This is a genomic window from Corynebacterium sp. CMW7794, from assembly GCF_001563605.1.
Lineage (GTDB): Bacteria > Actinomycetota > Actinomycetes > Mycobacteriales > Mycobacteriaceae > Corynebacterium > Corynebacterium phoceense.
In genome coordinates, this window is the sequence record NZ_KQ961741.1 from 1 (window position 1) to 16,261 (window position 16,261).

General features: G+C 66.0%; 14 protein-coding genes. 6 read left to right on the forward strand and 8 right to left on the reverse strand.

The features are described 5' to 3' along the window. Nucleotides 1–150 precede the first annotated feature (150 nt). From HMPREF3227_RS07660 to HMPREF3227_RS07685, 6 genes are all read right to left on the reverse strand, one after another. The gene (locus HMPREF3227_RS07660; RefSeq protein ID WP_231732335.1) at nt 151–2,799 is read right to left on the reverse strand and encodes an acyltransferase family protein; all 2,649 of its coding nucleotides are present in this window, start codon (nt 2,797–2,799) and stop codon (nt 151–153) included. 67 nt (nt 2,800–2,866) lie between these two features. Next, nucleotides 2,867–3,982, reverse strand: coding sequence for a DUF6882 domain-containing protein (locus tag HMPREF3227_RS07665; protein ID WP_066511845.1), 1,116 nt, complete (start codon nt 3,980–3,982; stop codon nt 2,867–2,869). A gap of 25 nt (nt 3,983–4,007) precedes the next feature. Beyond that, entirely contained in the window at nt 4,008–5,141 is a 1,134-nt protein-coding gene (locus HMPREF3227_RS07670; protein WP_066487383.1) for a glycosyltransferase family 4 protein, read from the reverse strand. Continuing rightward, entirely contained in the window at nt 5,138–6,331 is a 1,194-nt protein-coding gene (locus HMPREF3227_RS07675; RefSeq protein ID WP_066511872.1) for an NAD-dependent epimerase/dehydratase family protein, read from the reverse strand. Before HMPREF3227_RS07675 ends, HMPREF3227_RS07670 begins: the two co-directional genes overlap by 4 nt. Nucleotides 6,332–6,442: 111 nt before the next feature. Further along, a complete protein-coding gene (locus HMPREF3227_RS07680; RefSeq protein ID WP_066487397.1) occupies nt 6,443–7,057 on the reverse strand; it encodes a TetR family transcriptional regulator in 615 nt (204 codons plus the stop codon). Further along, complete coding sequence (locus tag HMPREF3227_RS07685) at nt 7,057–9,423, reverse strand: MMPL family transporter (protein WP_066511850.1); 2,367 nt, start codon at nt 9,421–9,423, stop codon at nt 7,057–7,059. The genes HMPREF3227_RS07680 and HMPREF3227_RS07685 overlap by 1 nt, the downstream gene beginning before the upstream one ends. Nucleotides 9,424–9,565: 142 nt before the next feature. Here HMPREF3227_RS07685 and HMPREF3227_RS07690 point away from each other — a divergent pair, with 142 nt between their 5' ends. Next, nucleotides 9,566–10,219, forward strand: a complete 654-nt coding sequence (locus HMPREF3227_RS07690) for a hypothetical protein (protein ID WP_066487410.1) — start codon at nt 9,566–9,568, stop codon at nt 10,217–10,219. Here HMPREF3227_RS07690 and HMPREF3227_RS07695 read toward each other — a convergent pair. Together HMPREF3227_RS07695 and HMPREF3227_RS07700 are read right to left on the reverse strand one after the other, a co-directional pair. Further along, nucleotides 10,216–10,758, reverse strand: a complete 543-nt coding sequence (locus HMPREF3227_RS07695) for a gamma carbonic anhydrase family protein (RefSeq protein WP_066511855.1) — start codon at nt 10,756–10,758, stop codon at nt 10,216–10,218. The genes HMPREF3227_RS07690 and HMPREF3227_RS07695 overlap by 4 nt on opposite strands. A gap of 3 nt (nt 10,759–10,761) precedes the next feature. Continuing rightward, nucleotides 10,762–11,142, reverse strand: a complete 381-nt coding sequence (locus tag HMPREF3227_RS07700; RefSeq protein WP_066487416.1) for a hypothetical protein — start codon at nt 11,140–11,142, stop codon at nt 10,762–10,764. A gap of 36 nt (nt 11,143–11,178) precedes the next feature. On the opposite strand from HMPREF3227_RS07700, the gene HMPREF3227_RS07705 reads away from it, so the two are divergent. The 5 genes from HMPREF3227_RS07705 to HMPREF3227_RS07725 all read left to right on the forward strand — a co-directional run bounded on the left by HMPREF3227_RS07705 (nt 11,179) and on the right by HMPREF3227_RS07725 (nt 16,241). Beyond that, the gene (locus HMPREF3227_RS07705) at nt 11,179–12,048 is read left to right on the forward strand and encodes a patatin-like phospholipase family protein (protein WP_066511857.1); all 870 of its coding nucleotides are present in this window, start codon (nt 11,179–11,181) and stop codon (nt 12,046–12,048) included. 76 nt (nt 12,049–12,124) lie between these two features. Beyond that, complete coding sequence (locus HMPREF3227_RS07710; protein WP_066487425.1) at nt 12,125–13,315, forward strand: acetyl-CoA C-acyltransferase; 1,191 nt, start codon at nt 12,125–12,127, stop codon at nt 13,313–13,315. Between the two features lie 14 nt (nt 13,316–13,329). After that, a complete protein-coding gene (locus HMPREF3227_RS07715) occupies nt 13,330–14,406 on the forward strand; it encodes an enoyl-CoA hydratase/isomerase family protein (protein WP_066511861.1) in 1,077 nt (358 codons plus the stop codon). 21 nt (nt 14,407–14,427) lie between these two features. Then, a complete protein-coding gene (locus tag HMPREF3227_RS07720; RefSeq protein WP_066511863.1) occupies nt 14,428–15,192 on the forward strand; it encodes an enoyl-CoA hydratase in 765 nt (254 codons plus the stop codon). Between the two features lie 317 nt (nt 15,193–15,509). After that, nucleotides 15,510–16,241 carry a CPBP family intramembrane glutamic endopeptidase gene (locus tag HMPREF3227_RS07725; protein WP_082750303.1) on the forward strand — a complete coding sequence of 244 codons (732 nt, stop codon included), beginning with the start codon at nt 15,510–15,512 and terminating at the stop codon, nt 16,239–16,241. Nucleotides 16,242–16,261 lie beyond the last annotated feature (20 nt).

Here is a 16,261-nt window from a genome sequence, read left to right on the forward strand (position 1 = left end):
ACGGGCGCAAGGCCGATGGTGATTCGTATACCCGTGATGCCGAGGGCAATTACTGGTACGTCACGCCGTATGGCAAGCGCCTACTCTGCACCGTGGACTAACAGCCGAAAGGAAACCCCAGCCAAGGCTGGGGTCATTCGGCATGCCGTTTTATACAGCGCACTGCGTCGAAGTGTTCTTGTCGTAATTCGAGTACTGCTGCAGCGCGTACTGGAACGCCAGCGCGTACTGGTCGGCGCCTTCGATTTCGGGGTGGACGCCGTCGGCGCGCAGGAGCGACGTGTTGGACTGTGCGTGCGTGCACCAGTCCGCGAGGTAGACGTTCTTGTGGTCCTTGGCCGCTTGGATGACCTCGGCGCGCGCGCCGGGCATCCAGTCCCGGTCGCCGTAGGGGACGGAGAGAACGATGGTGCGGTCGGGGCCGATGGCATCGATAAGCTCATCGAGCTGTCCGGGGAACGCCGCGCCATTCGTGCCGAAGCCGAGGAAGACTGTATCGCGCAGCTGGCCCGTACTCTTCAGCTCCTGGACGATTGGAATCGCCGCGGTGTAGTGACGCGAGACCGCCGCGTCGATGTAGAGACCAGGGAAACGGGTGTTGAGCGCGGCGCTCGAGGCGAGCATGACCGAGTCGCCGATGGCGGTTATCTCTGGGCCGCGCGGCATGGGGCGGGTCTTCTTAGCAGTCGTCGTGGGAGCGGCGGCCTCGGGAGCTGGCGTGCTTCCCGAGTTATTGAGCTGTTGCAGCTCTTCGAGGTCGCGTTCGAGCTGCGTCTTATCGCTCGACGTCACGACGCCGTAGACCACGCCTGCCAGCGACGCTACGACGAGCAGCGGCACGAGCGGCCACGCGACCTTCGCGAAGCCGTACCGCAGCTCGGCAAGGCCCGGGCGGGAGGCCCAGTACGTCGTCCACGCCTTCTTGTATCCGCCGCGACGGAACGGGTTTTCAATGAACTGGTACGAGATTTCCGCCAGGAGGAAGGACAGCGGTAACGCCACAAGCCCCCACACCCAGGCGTGCTCGCGCTTTGAGTCGAAGAGCGCGATGAGGATCATGATGAGCGGCCAGTGCCACAGGTAGAGCGAGAACGAGCGTTGGCCCAGCCACCGCATGACGGTCGTGCTGAAGAGCCACGTGAGCGGACGCGCGTCGCGCACGACACCCCAGAGCATGAGCGCTCCCAGCACGCTCGTAAGCATCAGCCCGCCGCGGTAGGTGAATTCCAGATCGTCTGTCATGAAAATGAGCTGCGCGAGGTACGCGAGCAACGCCAGCGGCGCGAGGACCTGCGCCGCGATAGCGCCTGCGCGGCGCGACGATGGCCAGGAGTCCGCCGCTGGGTCCGAGTGCGTCGACGTAATGATGAGCGACAGCGCCGCACCGATGAGCAAGCCAAACGCGTGCGTATCCGTGCCGTAGTAGACACGCGTCGGGTCCTCGCCTGGGGTGTAGATAAACCACATGGCGACCGCGGACGCCGCGGCCAGCACGACCGACACGATAATCGGCACGCGCCGCGGATACCGCCGCACGACGATAAACAGCCCCGCGATAAGCAGCGGCCAGATGAGATAGAACTGCTCCTCCGCGGCGAGCGACCAGTAGTGCGCGAAGACCTGAATCTCGTTGTCCGCAAAGTAAGACTGGGAGGTGGCAATCTGCGTCCAGTTATTGACGAAGAAGAGCGTGCCCAGGAACTGCTCGCGAATCCCCACGGCCAGGTCGCCGCCAATCGCCGCGACAATCGCCGTACAGATCACCAGCACCGTCACGGCTGCCGGCAAAATGCGCCGGAAACGCCGGACCCAGAAATCCTTGAGACTAATGCGCCCCGTGACGCGGAACTCGCGCACGAGCAGCGACGTAATAAGGAAGCCCGACAGGACAAAGAACATGTCCACGCCCAGGTAGCCGCCGGGCAGCACATCGCCAAAGAAGTGATAAATGACCACAGCGAGTACCGCCAGGCCGCGCAGGCCGTCAAGACCCGGCACCAGACGCAGCCGGGCGCGCGCATTCTTTCGCACCGCCGCGGACTCGACCGGCGTGGCAAGCGCCCGCTTGCCGATGCCCCCATCGCCCACCGCAGCCTCCGCCTCCGCCGCCCGGGCGGCGCTGCGTTGTGCCGCCGAGGGAATGACAACTGGCATCGCGCGCTTGCGAGCCATGGGTCCAGCAGTTGCGGTTGCAGCAGCGGCCGCCGCGGCCGCGAGTGCTCCTGCCGTCTCGGCAGCGGGCTTGTCAGCTACGGGTTGCGATGCAGGCGTTTCAACTCGGGGCGCTGGGGAGGAGAGAATTCCCGACAAGCGCCGCAGCACCCGACGCGCAGCCGGCGACGGCTCTGGTTCGTCATCCGTTGCGGGAGCGGGGCGCAGGCTGGCGGGGAGGCGGCGTGCGGCGACGCGGTTGGCGGGGGTTGCTTCGCGCTCGAGTGGGGGCGCCGGGCGTAGCGGACGGGGAGCCGCAGGCGCGGGAACCGGGGCCAGGGTAGCTGCGGGGACGGTGAGGAGCGTGGCGAGCCGGCGGTGCGCGCGGCGCGCGGTGGGCGAGAGTTCTGGTTCTTCGTGCGTTGCGGGAGCAGGGCGCAGGCTGGCGGGGAGGCGGCGTGCAGCGACGCGGTTGGCCGGTGTCGCCTGGCGCGGGGCAGGTGCGGCGTGACGCGGCGGGCGCGCGATGGGCTCGGGAACTGCGGGGCGGGAAACTGGGGCCGACTCCGGAGACTGGGGCGCGGGAAGCTCGTTGTCACGGCGGGTGCCGGTGACGCGATCAACAATCGACCGAAGGAAGCGTTTCACAAAATCTCCCGCATGAGAAGATGGTACAAGGACGTGCTATAGCTTAACCCCCACGGCGGGATGGGCGTTAGCCGCGGGCGGCGCGATACGCGGCCTGCGCGCGCACGGCGTCGAGGCCATCCGGCAGCGGCACGGCGAGGATCGCCGAGTGCGTCGCAACGGTGGCGTCGGGCAGGCGTAGCTGCGGGGCGTCGAGGAGGAACAGGCCCGTCGTCGTGGGGGAGAGCGCGACGGGAACGAGCGTCCACAGCTGAAGGATGGGCATGGCGGCTTGGGCAAGGCCGAGCTCGAAGGCGCGGGCAGCGGGCAGCTGCGGGCGCAGGAAGGCCGCGATGCCGTGGTCCGCGCCGAAGCGGCGCACATTGGCGGCGGCGCGGCGGGCCGGCGGGGCGAGTTCTTCGTCGGCCCAGGCCCACGTCCACGTGTCGTCCGTGATGGTCGCGAGGACCGGGGCGACGGCTTCGAAAGCGTGGCCGCCGGCAGAGACGGTGGCGCGGCCCTCGAGCAGGCGCGGGGTCACTTGCGCGTGGGGGAAGCGGGCATCGACGAAGAACTGGTGCTCGGCAGCGAGGTAGTGGGCGTCTGCGCGCACATCGGCGTGGGTGAGCGAGGAACCCCAGCCGGTCAGCCGCGTGCCGTCGAAGCGCGGTGCGGGAATCTGTTGGCCGGTGGCTTGGGCGTAGGCCTCGAGGGCGCGCCGCTCGTCGGTCGCGGGAGTGGACTGTGCGAGCCCGGCGGCAATCGCCTCGGACAGCGGCACGCCGTTGCCGCGGAAGGCGACGGCGACGGCGGCGAGTGCGTCGTCCTGCTCGGCGATGAGCACCGGCGAGCCGCCCACGACGGTGCGCGCGGCGGCGAGAAGCTTCGGAGAATAAGGCTGGGTGCCGCTCAGCTCGGGCACAGTAAGCCCCGCGGTCATGGAGGTGGCCCACGTCCACTGGCCGTCGCGGAGGACGGCCAGGCGAGTGCCCTCGAGATCATGGACGCCGGTCTGGGCGTCGATGCGCAGCTGGACGGGGACATCGGGAAGCGGGGTGCCGGCACCGTCACGGTCGGCCGCGAAGTTATACTCCGCCGAGCTCACAGGCCCGAGCGCCTGCGCGAACGCGAGGTCTTGGGCTGCGGAGACGAAGAGTCCGTCGGCAAGCACATCGGCGAGCGTGGCAGGCGCGGGCAGCGGCATGGCGTGGAATGCTCCTTACAGAGGGTTAGGCCAACGGGGCCGCGACGGCGTCCTCGTAGGCGGAGATAAGGGACATCGTAGACTCTCGCCACGAGTATTTTTCTGCCTCGGCGCGCGCGGCGGCGCCCATTTCTGCGCGCGCCGTGGGATCGGTGAGGAGGTCGGCGATGGCTGCGGCCCAGGCGGCATCGGGAAGCTCGGGCTCAATGAGGCGGCCGGTGACGCCTTCGGTGATGACGAAGGGAATGCCGCCGGCGCGGGTGCCCACGACGGGCACGCCCGAGGCGAAGGACTCGAGCGCGACAAGGCCGAGAGTCTCCGTCTGGGAGGGGAAGACGAAGACGTCGCCGGAGGCGAAGGCGGCGGCGAGGTCCTCACCGGAGAGGTAGCCGGTGAAGACGGTGCCGTCGTCGAAGTGTTGCTTGAGCTCCTCGAGGTAGGGGCCTGCGCCGACGATGGCGAGGCGCGCGCTGGGGACTTTCTCGCGGACGCTTTGTGCGATGGCGGGGAGACGGTCCAAGTCCTTTTCCTTGGAGACGCGGCCGACGTAGACGAAGAGCGGGTCCTCGGGGTGGCCGTCGCTAAGCCGGTCGCGCATCTCACGTGTGGCCTTGGAGGGGTGGTAGCCGTGGGTGTCGACGGCCTTGGGCCACAGCCGGACGTTGCGGATGCCCAGGTCGCGAGCCTTGGTCACCATGGGGCCGGAGGTGCACAGGTTTACCGCAGCCTGGTTGTGGAGGTACTTCAGCGCGGCGACGGTGAGCGGCTTGGTCCAGCCGATGCCGAGGGCCTCGACGTATTCGGGCACGTTGGTGTGGAAGCTCGCGACGAGCGGGACGGCGTCGAGCTTCGCGGCAAAGACGCCCAGCGCCGCGGTCCAGATGGGGTTGACGGCGTGGATGACGTCGGGGTCGAAGGCGCGGATTTCCTTGAAGAAGCGCGCGGACGGGAGACCGAACTTGATTTCCGGGTAGACGGGCAGTGCGAGCGACGGGATGCGGTGGACCGGGAACCCCGCGAAGGTCGCGGGCGGGGTGCCGGGTGCGAAGATGGCGACCTCGTGGCCCAAGGCTGCGAGCTGCTCGATGGTACGGGTCAGTCGCGTGACCACGCCGTCGATTTTGGGGAGGAAGACCTCCGTGACGATGGCTACTCTCATGAAAGTTCGGGCACACCTGCGCGCTGGTTCTTCGTCCACAGGGACTGTGCGGGGATCTTGTCACGGTCGACGCGATCGGCGTAGCGCTGGGCGACTTCCTCGACTTCGTGGAGCAGGCCCTCGGCGAGCGTGGTGGGCTTAAGCCCCAGGGAGAGGAACGTGTCGTTGGAGACGAAGAGCTCGTTTTCCGCTGATTCCTTGCGCGGGTTGGGCACGTAGGCCACGGTTGCGCCGGAAATCTGCGCGACGAGCTCGGCCAGGTCGCGGACGCGGTGCGTTTCCGTCATCTGGTTGATGATCTTCACGCGCTCCCCGCGCGCCGGCGGGTTCTCGAGCGCGAGCTCGATGCAGCGGACCATGTCACGGATGTGGATAAATGCGCGGGTCTGGCCGCCCGTGCCGTGGACGGTGAGCGGGTAGCCGATGCCGGCCTGGATGAGGAAGCGGTTGAACACCGTGCCGTAGTCGCCGTCGTAGTCGAAGCGGTTGATAAGGCGCTCGTCCCGCGCCGTCTGCTCGGTCCACGTGCCCCAGATAATGCCCTGGTGGAGGTCGGTGACGCGCAGCTCGTCGTTCTTCGCGTAGTAAGCAAAAAGGTGCTGGTCGAGCACCTTCGTCATGTGGTAGACGGAGCCCGGGTCGGAAGGGTAGAGGATGGACTGCTCGATGTTGCCGTGGTCATCCGTGTGGACCATGACGTCGAGGTAGCCTTCCGGAATCTTCATGCCCGCGGTGCCGTAGCCGTAGACGCCCATGGTGCCCAGGTGCACGACGTGGATATCGAGCCCGGACTCCACGATGGCCGCGAGCAAGTTGTGCGTCGCGTTGATGCTGTTATCCACCGTGTAGCGCTTCGTGCGTGAGTTCTTCATGGAGTACGGCGCGGCGCGTTGCTCGGCGAAGTGCACGACGGCATCGGGAGCCTCCGCGCGCAGGAAATCGAGCAGGGCGTCGTAGTCTTGCGCGACGTCGATATTGCGGAAGCCGATGGTCTTGCCGGTGACCTCGTACCAGGCGTCCAGGCGCTCCGCGATGGAGGCGATGGGGGTGAGCGATTCCGCGCCGAGTTCTTTATCGATGGCGCGGCGGGAGAGGTTGTCGATGATGGTGACGTCGTGTCCCCGGTCCGAGAGGTAGAGGGATGCGGGCCAGCCGCAGAATCCGTCGCCGCCCAGAATCGCGATCTTCACTGTGGTGTTCACTCCTCGCGCTCGTGCGCCCGCCGAGTTGCGGGGCCTTTGCACGACAATACCCCGGCCTTCCGCCCGCAATGGGGGGATCCGGGGTAAATACTTGGTGAACTAGGCGCGGAGCTTTCCGATGCCACGTACCACCCGCACGGCACGAGCGATCAGCGCCCGGCCCTGTTCAGGGGTGCGATCCGGGCCGAGCTCGTCGTAGATGTGCAAGGCATGGCCGATGCCCCCGGCGCCGGCCTGGAGGGCGACAAGGATATCGAACTCGTCCATACTGGGGAAGCGTTCCTGGAAGGCGGTGATGATGGGAGCCGCGGCGGCGCGGGCTGTCTCCTCGTCCGCGCCGAGGGCGCTGGGGCCTCGGTGCTGCATCTCCATGGCCTGACCGATGGCGAGCAGCGTGCTGAGCGAGTAGAGCTCAACGCCGTCGTCGGAGAGGGCATCGCCCAGCAAGCGCTCGAGGACGTCGAGCATGTCGAGGCCCGTGGGGAGCGCGCGGATATCCTCGGCGATGACGGCGAACGTGCCCGCGATGAAGTCGACGAGGGGCTCTTCCAGACTCGAGAAATAGTTGTGGAAGGTGCGGGGAGAAACGCCGGCGGCGTCCGCGACGGCGGCGACGGTAAGCGCGTCGAAGCCCTCGCGCAGCACGATATTAGCTGCCGACTCCGCGATGGCGGTGTGTGTCGCTTGCTTCTTCTTATCCCGCAGTCCGGTCACTAGTTCTTCACCTTCTCGCGCTGGCTGGCCTCGAGCGCCGCGCGGTCGCGGGAGAGGGCCTCGCCTTCGATATCCATGTTGGGAAGCAGCTTATCGAGCCACTTCGGGATCCACCAAGCCTTCTCGTCGAGGAGGAACATCGTGGCAGGGATGAGCATCATGCGGACGATGAAGGCGTCAATGAACACGCCCACGGCGAGCGCGAAGCCCATCGTCTTAATGAATGGCATGTCGATGAGCATGAACGCCGCGAAGACGGAGATCATGATGAGTGCTGCGGCCGTCACGGTGCGGGCGCCGTGCTTGAAACCGTTGGAGGTTGCGTTGCCCGCGGTCTTGCCGTGGACGAAGCCTTCGCGCATGCGGGTGACGAGGAAGACTTGGTAGTCCATGGCGAGGCCGAAGGTCAGGCCGATGAGCATGATGGGCAGGAAGGAAAGGATGGGCTGTGGGTCGTCGATGATGCCGAACATGCCCTTCTGGAAGATGGCGACGGTAATGCCGAAAGTCGCGGCCATGGAGAGGCCGAAGCCGGCGGCCGCGATGAGCGGCACCCAGATGGAGCGGAAGACGAGCAGCAGGACGAAGAACGCGAGGACCAGGACGATCGCGATATACGGAACGAGAACGCTATTGAGCTTCTCCGAGATGTCGTTGAAGATAGGCGTGATGCCCGTGACGCCATAGGTGCCGCCGGTGTTCTCCTCGAACTCGCCCTTGTAGTCGCGCAGGTGCTCGAGCGTGGTCGTCGTGGCCTCGTCCGTGGCGCCGGTGGTGGGGGTAATCATGATGCGGGCGGCATCGTTCGCCTCGTTCATGCCTGCGATCTGGGCGTTGACGCCGCCCTCGGTCGTAGCGAAGTCCTGCAGAAGCTCCTGGAGGGCCGGCATGCGGTCCTGCTCGGAGACGTTTGCGAGGTCGACGAAGGCGATCATCGGGGCGTTGCGGCCGGGGCCGAAGGCTTCTTCGGTCATCTCGTACGCGTTGCGCTGCGGTGAGCCGAGCTTGGCGGTGCCGTCGGTGGGCATCGCGAGCGTGAGGTTCGCAGCAGGGATGGCGAGGACGCCGAGCAGGACGACGCCCGCGACGAGGTGGAGGAACGGATGCGCGCGGATGCGGCGGACCCAGAGCAGCCCCATGGTCGGCTTCTCGTCCTCGGGATCCGGGACCTTGGGGCCGGGGACGCGGGCGGCGAAGATTTTTGTGCCAAGCAGGCCGAGCAGCGCCGGGATGAACGTGAGCGCGACGAGTACGGCGATGACGACGGTCACGGCGGCGGCAATGGCCATCGTGGACAGGAACGGGATGCCGATGATGGTGAGCGCGGCGAGTGCAATGACCACCGTCGTGCCGGCGAAAACGACGGAGGAGCCGGCGGTGCCGAGCGCCATGCCCATGGAGTGGGCGCGGGTGGCCTTGTCCATCTTCTTCAGTTCCGCGGCGAGTTCCTTGGGGCTCAAGTCGTTGAGGCCGGAGGAGGTGATGAGCTCGTTGCGGAAGCGCGCGACGATAAACAACGCGTAGTCGATGCCGACGGCGAGGCCGATCATGGACGCGAGCATGGGCGTCATGTCGGAGACGGAGTCGGTGAAGATCGTTGCGAGCTGGACGCCGAGGAGCCCCACGCCCACGCCGATGACGGCGGAGATGAGCGGCATGCCTGCGGCGACGAAGGAGCCGAAGGTGATGAGCAGGACGATGGCGGCGACGATGAGGCCGAGGATCTCGGACGTGCCGTTCATCTCGTCCGCGCCGCTAAAGGCGTTGCCGCCGTAGGCGACGGTGAGGTCGCCCTCGTCAGCGTGGGTGAGTACGTCGGTGACGGCGGACTTCTCTTCCGTGGGAATCTCGGTGATGGTGTCCGCGTCGAAGGTAATCGACAGCGTGCCGGTGCGCTTATCGGCGCTCAGCGGCGAAATGGCGGCGAGGTTCGCGTCGATCTGCTCCTGCGGCATGCCCTGGGCCGAGAGCTGCTCGGTCATCTGCTTCTGCATGCCGGCGGCCGCCATGACGGGGCTCACGAGAGCGTCTGTGTTCTTCAGCGCGCCGGTGTCCTTGAGATCAGCGACGAGCTCGTCGACTTCGGCGGCGACGTCCGGGTCGGCGAGGGTCTTACCCTCCGGTGCCTCGATGATGACATTGGCGGTCGGCGCGTCCATGGACTCGCCGCTGTCGCCGAAGCGTTCGTTCATCTGCTCCATCGTCACGGTGGAGTCCATGTCCGGCATGGAGAAGGAGGGGTTGGGGGACTTCGCGAAGCCGGCTGCCAGGCCGCCCATCGCGATGAGGAGTACCAGCCAGAAGGCTAAAAAGGGCCACACCTTGCGGTACGACCACGAGCCAACGCGGTAGAGGAATTTCGACATGTAATTCTTTCTCTCGATAACAGTGCATGACCCGTGCGACGTCACAGCCGCGGAGATACGTGCATACCCTACGCAATTTTGCGGAGATGGTGCAAATTTAACGGTTAAAGTTGCGCGCCGGCGGTGGGCTAGACTGTCCCGCATGCTCCATGCCGTCCTTTATGCCCTCCTTGACTCCGTGAATGCGCTGCTCATCGGCATCCTCGTCGCGATTGGCATCATGCTGCCGCGCGGGATGTACCGCAAGATCGCCACGCTTGTGGTCGTGGGAGACTGGCTGGGCGTGCTTGCTGCGACGGCGCTCGTGTTCTTCATCTTTCTTGGCATCAAGGACCAGATCATCGCGGTCCTCGGCTCGCCCGTCGCAGGCATCGTGCTCATCGTCGTTGGCATACTCCTTGCGCTCGGCGCGTGGCGCTCGAAGGGCCAGTCGAGCCCGCTCGTGGAGAAACTTCTGGGCCCTCTGCGCACTCCGTCGTTGCTCACGGGGCTTGTCGGCTTCGCGATGGGCGTTATCCAATCGCTCACGTCCGTGCCGTTCTACTACGGCCTCATGCACTTGGCGGCGGGCGACCTCTCGGTGAATTCGCGGATCAGCGCGGGCCTGCTCTACGCCTGCTTAGCACTGAGCCTGCCCACGCTGTGCGGCCTGGGGCTCGCGATGGTGCGCCATTACCCGGACAGCCCAGCCGGGCGCATCTTCGCGGCTGCGCGCCGCAACTCGACCCAGGTCGCGCTGTACTCGGGCTACGCGGTCGCGGGCTTCCTCATCATCATGGGCGTGGTCTCGCTCTAGAACCAGACGTCCTCGAGTCGTAGGGACTCGGACTCGGGTGATTGGCCGCGGGCGGTCTCCACGTAGCGCGCGGCGTGCGGGATAAACGCGGCGGATTCCTCGGGGCTCAGCTCGCGGCGGACCTTGGCGGGCACGCCAGCGGCGAGCGAGCGCGCCGGGATGTGCTGGCCCTCGAGGACCACGGCGCCACCGGCGATGAGCGAGCCGGTACCGATGCGCGAGCGCGAGAGCACGGTGGCCTGCATGCCCACGAGCGTGCCGGACTCGACGTGTGCGCCGTGGACCATCGCCATGTGGCCCACGGTCACGTCGTCTTCGAGGACGCAGTCTGCGTCGCGGTCGACGTGGAGTACGCAATTGTCCTGGATATTCGTGCGCGCGCCGATACGGATGGCGCCCACGTCGGCGCGCAGGACCGTGCCGTAGAAGACGGACGAATCGGGGCCGATTTCCACGTCGCCGATAATCGTGGCGTTCGGCGCGATAAACGCGCTGCGGTGGATGCGGGGACGGACGCCGTTGAAAGGAAGAATGAGCATGGTTTACTCCACGGAGATTGCGAGGGTTTCGGACAGTTCGTAGTCGCCCGGCTCGGCGCGCAGGGTCTCTAGGAGTGCGGCGCGCGTGTCCGGGTCGAGCGGGATGGCCCAGCCCTTCTTCGGGTCGCGGACGGGGACCTCGGGGCGCGGGGAGGGGGAGAAGAAGACGCGGGTGGGGGCATCGGCAAGCCAGGCAGGCTCGGCGGCGCGGGCGACCTCACGAAGCGCTGCGACGCCGGAAGGGTCGGTGACGACGATGAGCAAGGTTCCGGCGGTGTGGACCTCGAGGTGGCCGACCTCGACGACGGGCGCGCCAGCCTCGGGCGTGGCGAGGCGCGGGGCCTTGGGGCCGGTGAGCGAGCGGAGCGCGTCAAGTAATCCCATGTGAACATCGTAAGCAGCTGTGTACAGTAAAACAACGTGATTGATGCAAGAAATACCGCCCTGATTTTTGAAGGTGGCGGCATGCGTAACTCGTACACGGCGGCCTGCGTGGCCAAGCTCATCGAGGAAGACGTGCAGTTCGGCTGGGTGGGCGGCGTGTCCGCAGGAGCCTCGCACGCCGTGAACTATCTCTCGCACGATGCGTGGCGGGCGAAGGAATCTTTCGTGGACTTTGCCCATAACCCCAGCTTCGGCGGGGTGTCCTCGCTGCTGCGCGGCACGGGGTATTTCAATGCGGAGTATATTTATGAGCGCTCCTCGGATGAGGAACTGCCCTTCGACTTCGAAGCATTTCTGGCCAATCCGGCGGAGATGAATCTCGCGACGACGCGCGCGGATACAGGCGAGTCTGTCTACATTACGCGCGACGATATTTACGAGCAGTCGGATTTGAATATGTACGTGCGCGCGTCCTCGACGCTGCCGCTTATCATGCCGTTGCGTTTTATTGACGGCGTGCCGTATGTGGACGGCGCGCTGGGCGAGTCCGGCGGCATCTCCATCGACCAGGCGGAGAAGGCTGGCTACGAGAAGTTCCTTTTTGTGGGCACGCACCCGCGCGGCTACGTCCGACCGCAGGTTACACGCCGCCGCGCCGTGCGCCGCGTGCTGGGCCGGTACCCCGCGGTCGCGGAGGCGCTCATCCAACGTCCGGACCGGTATAACGCGTCGAAGGACCGGCTGCTGGAGCTGGAAAAGGAAGGCCGCGCGCAGCTGTTCTTCCCGGAGGATATGCAGGTCGCGTCGACGGAAAAGAACGTCGCCAAGCTGCGGGCGAACTTCGACGCGGGGCGCGCGCAGATGTACGCCGAGTGGCCCGCGTGGAAGGAATTCCTCACTTCCTAACCGAAAGGGTGGCGCAGGTCACGAAGGAACTGTACGATTTATTCTAAATTCGTACAGATTCTTCTTGGGAGGCCTTGTGACCCTGCAGGATACCGATATCGTCATCGTGGGCGCCGCGCGCACCCCCTTTGGCAAGCTGTTGGGCAGGCTTGCTGCACTGCCCGCCACCGACCTGGGCGCGCACGCCATCCGCGGCGCGCTTGAGCAGGCGCGCGTGGAGCCCGAGCTTGTCGATGCCGTCGTCTTCGGCCAGGTCCTCCAGGCCGGCGTTGGCCAGAATCCCACGAAGCAGGCCGCGCTCGCGGCCGGGATTTCGCCGCGGGCGCATACGACGACGGTGAATAAGATTTGCCTTTCCGGGCTCACGGCCGTCATCGACGCGGCGCGTCTGCTGCGCGCGGGCGAGGCCGAGGTCGTCGTCGCCGGCGGCATGGAATCCATGACGAATGCGCCGCACCTGCTGCCGCGCTCGCGCGCCGGCGTGAAATTCGGGGCGTTTGAGGCGCTCGACCACATGGAACACGACGGCTTGCGCGCCGCGGACCTGGGTATTTCCATGGGCTCGCTGTCCGAGAAATACGCGGACCGCTATCCCGTCACCCGCGAAGAACAGGACCATTGCGCGGCGCTGAGCCACCAACGCGCGCTCGCCGCAACGCAGGACGACACGCTCGCCCGCGAAATCGTGCCGCTTACCATCGAGACCCGCAAGGGCTCGGTGACCATCGAGTCCGACGAGGGCATCCGCGAGGGCGTCACGGACGAGTCGTTGGCCAAGCTCCGCCCGGCCTTTGAGAAGGGCGGCTCGATTACGGCGGGCAATTCCTCGCCCATTACGGACGGCGCGGCGGCGGTTGTGCTCACCACGGCCGCGCATGCCGCGGCGCAGGGCTGGGAGGTTCTCGCCGCGCTGCGTTCGGTGGGCCAGACCGCCGGCCCTGATTCCTCGCTGCAGCAACAGCCTGCCGATGCCCTCCTCCGCGCCCTTGAGCGCGAGGGCTGGGACGCAGGCTCCCTCGACCACGTGGAAATCAACGAGGCCTTTGCCGCCGTCGTCGTCCATTCCGCGCGCACCCTGGGCCTGGACCCGGACGCGGTCAACCCGCAGGGCGGAGCGATTGCGATGGGGCACCCCATCGGGGCATCGGGAGCGCGCTTGGTCGTGCATGCGGCGCACCAGCTGGCGGCGGGCGCGGGTTCGCGCGCGGGTGTTGCGCTCTGCGGTGGCGGGGGACAAGGCGAGGCCCTGCTGCTCGAAGCGAAATAGAAAGGAACTGTGAGATGTCTGTAGAAATCACCGAGGGCGAGGTTCTCGCTTCCGTGCGCGACGGCGTGGGCACGCTCACGCTTAACCGGCCTAAGGCGCTCAACGCGTTGACCTTGGACATGATTCGTGAGTTCACCCGCGTTCTGCGTGCGTGGGCGGACGATGACGCGGTGCGTCTCGTGCTCGTGCGGGGTGCTGGTGAGCGCGGCCTGTGCGCTGGCGGCGACGTCGCGGCGCTCTACCGCGACGCAGTCGCCGAGGGTGGACCAGGCGACTTCGGCGCCACGTTCTGGCGCGAGGAGTACGAGCTTAACCACTATATTTCGGTCTACCCCAAGCCGTACGTGGCGCTGCAGACGGGCATCGTGCTGGGTGGCGGCATCGGGATCTCGGCGCATGGTAGCCACCGGATCGTCACGGATGACTCGCGCCTGGGGATGCCCGAGGTCGGCATCGGCTACTCGCCGGATGCCGGTGGCTCCTACGTCCTCGCGCGTGCGGCGGATCGGCTGGGCTTCCATCTGGGCTACACCGCGGCCCACGTCGGCGCGGCCGAGGCCATCGACACCGGCTTCGCAGACTACTACGTGCCGCAGGACCAGATTGAGCCGCTCGTGGCGCGGCTGCACGAGACCGCGGACCCGGCCGTCATCGCGGAGTTCACACAGGACGCCGGTCCGGGCTTCGGCGAGGACCGTGCCGAGATGGTCGAGGCCTACGCCGCGCCCACGGCCGAGGCGACGCTCGAGCGACTCGACGCGCTGGCCGCCGCGCACGGCGAGGAGCACTGGGCTGCGAAGGCCGCCAAGCGCATTCGCCGCAACTCGCCGCTGGGCATCCGCGTGACCGAGGAAGGCCTGGAGCGCGCGGCGCAGCACAGCCTCGCGGACGTGCTCACGCAGGAATTCTGGATGTCGCTCAATATGCAGCGCCACCCCGAGTTTGCCGAGGGCATCCGCGCCCAAATCATCGACAAGGACCGCAGCCCGCACTGGAAGTACGCCACGATCGCGGACGTGCCGGGCGACGCGGGCGCCATCTTCGCCCCCATCGACGGCATTGCGCCGCCGGATTTCACCAAGAACGTTTAACGCACGACTGAAGGAGACACCATGGCCATCCTCACCGAGACCCGCGACCGCGTCGCGCTCATTACACTCAACCGTCCCGAGGCGCTCAACGCGCTCAACAAGGCCACGATGGAGGAGGTGACCTCCGCCGTCGCTCAGTTCGACGCGGACGAGAACATCGGGGCTATCGTCATCACGGGCTCCGAGAAGGCCTTCGCCGCCGGCGCCGACATCAAGGAGATGGCGCCGCGCGGCGCGACCGAGATGTACTCGACCAACTGGTTCGCGGACTGGGATATCCTCACCCGCGCGCGCACGCCGATCATCGCGGCCGTCAACGGCTACGCGCTCGGCGGCGGCTGCGAGCTGGCCATGATGTGCGACTTCATTATCGCTGGTGACCGCGCCAAGTTCGGCCAGCCCGAGGTCAACCTCGGCGTCACCCCGGGCATGGGCGGCTCCCAGCGCCTCACGCGCGCCGTGGGCAAGGCCAAGTCCATGGAGATGTGCCTCACCGGCCGCATGATGGACGCCGAGGAAGCCGAGCGCTCCGGGCTCGTCGCCCGCGTCGTCCCCGCCGGCGAGCTCCTCGACGAGGCGCTGAAGACCGCCGCGACCATCGCGGCCAAATCGCTTATCGCGACGACCATGATTAAGGAGCAGGTCAACGCCGCCTACGAGACGACCCTCGCACAGGGCCTCCTCTTCGAGCGCCGCACCTTCCACTCCATCTTCTCCTCCAACGACCAGAAGGAAGGCATGGCCGCCTTCGCCGAGAAGCGCGACGCCAACTTCACGCACTCCTAAAATTCAGTTTTCGCTTGCGCACCCACATTTGGAGGGCTCTACAGCTGTTGCTTCCGCGCGCACTGTGGGGCCCTCTTGTGCTCATTTTCGTTTAGTGTCGCTGATAGTGGTGCTCTACGTGCCGCTTCTCGTGGATGCATAAATATGGTTTCCTTATGGAAATTGATATTCATATGGGATGATGAACGGGCTTAACAATTACTTCATTCTTTGTCTGCTGTTTGAGCCAACGAGCTTGTGGCTGCCTGCGGTGGAGGTCGCTTGTAGCGTGACGAGCCGGCAAGGAGACAACGCCGGAAGGGGACAACCACACCACCATGTTGAACGTCAGCGATCCGAATTTGAAACACGATGCCGGTAGCGACCTCGACCCCAGTCCTCAGCTGGTTCATGTGGTGTGGTCACTTGCAGCGTTGGTGGCGCTGTTGAGCGGGGCAGCAGTCGGAGCGCTGGGATTGGGTTTCATTGCAAAGAAAATAGGAGCTCCTGTTCCGGATTTCGCGACGGTAGGCGGCGTCCTTCTGGGAACCGTCGCTGGAGCAGCTGTGCTGTACTTCGGGCTTATGCGCTCGTGCGGTTGGGGACTGAGAGAACTCGGTTTTGTCCGCCCTGCGCATTCTTTGTGGCACCTTCTGTGGTGGACGCCGGTCACGATGTTATGCGGCGGTGTGGGAGCAATGCTCATTGGAACGGCAGCGGGATTAGCCCCACAGGACGGGAGCGCAGACCGCGATGGATTTCATCTGGGCGTTGCCGCTGGGCTGCTCATGATTCTCTGCGGCGCAGTCGTGATACCTGCGATTGAGGAAATCGTCTTTCGACGAATGCTGTTCGACGGTCTCAGAACCAAGCTATCGACGCCCCTGGCCGCGATCCTCGTGACGGTTGCCTTTGCATTGGTCCACGCGCAGCCCGCGGTCATGCTGTATATCGCATTCCTTGGTACGTCTTTGGTCCTGGCGCGATTGTGGTTCCAGAGCCTGTGGGGATCGTTCCTCGTTCATGCAGCGAATAATGCGCTGCTTAGTGCAATGATGTTATGTCCATGAGGTTTTTGGACTGGGAGTCC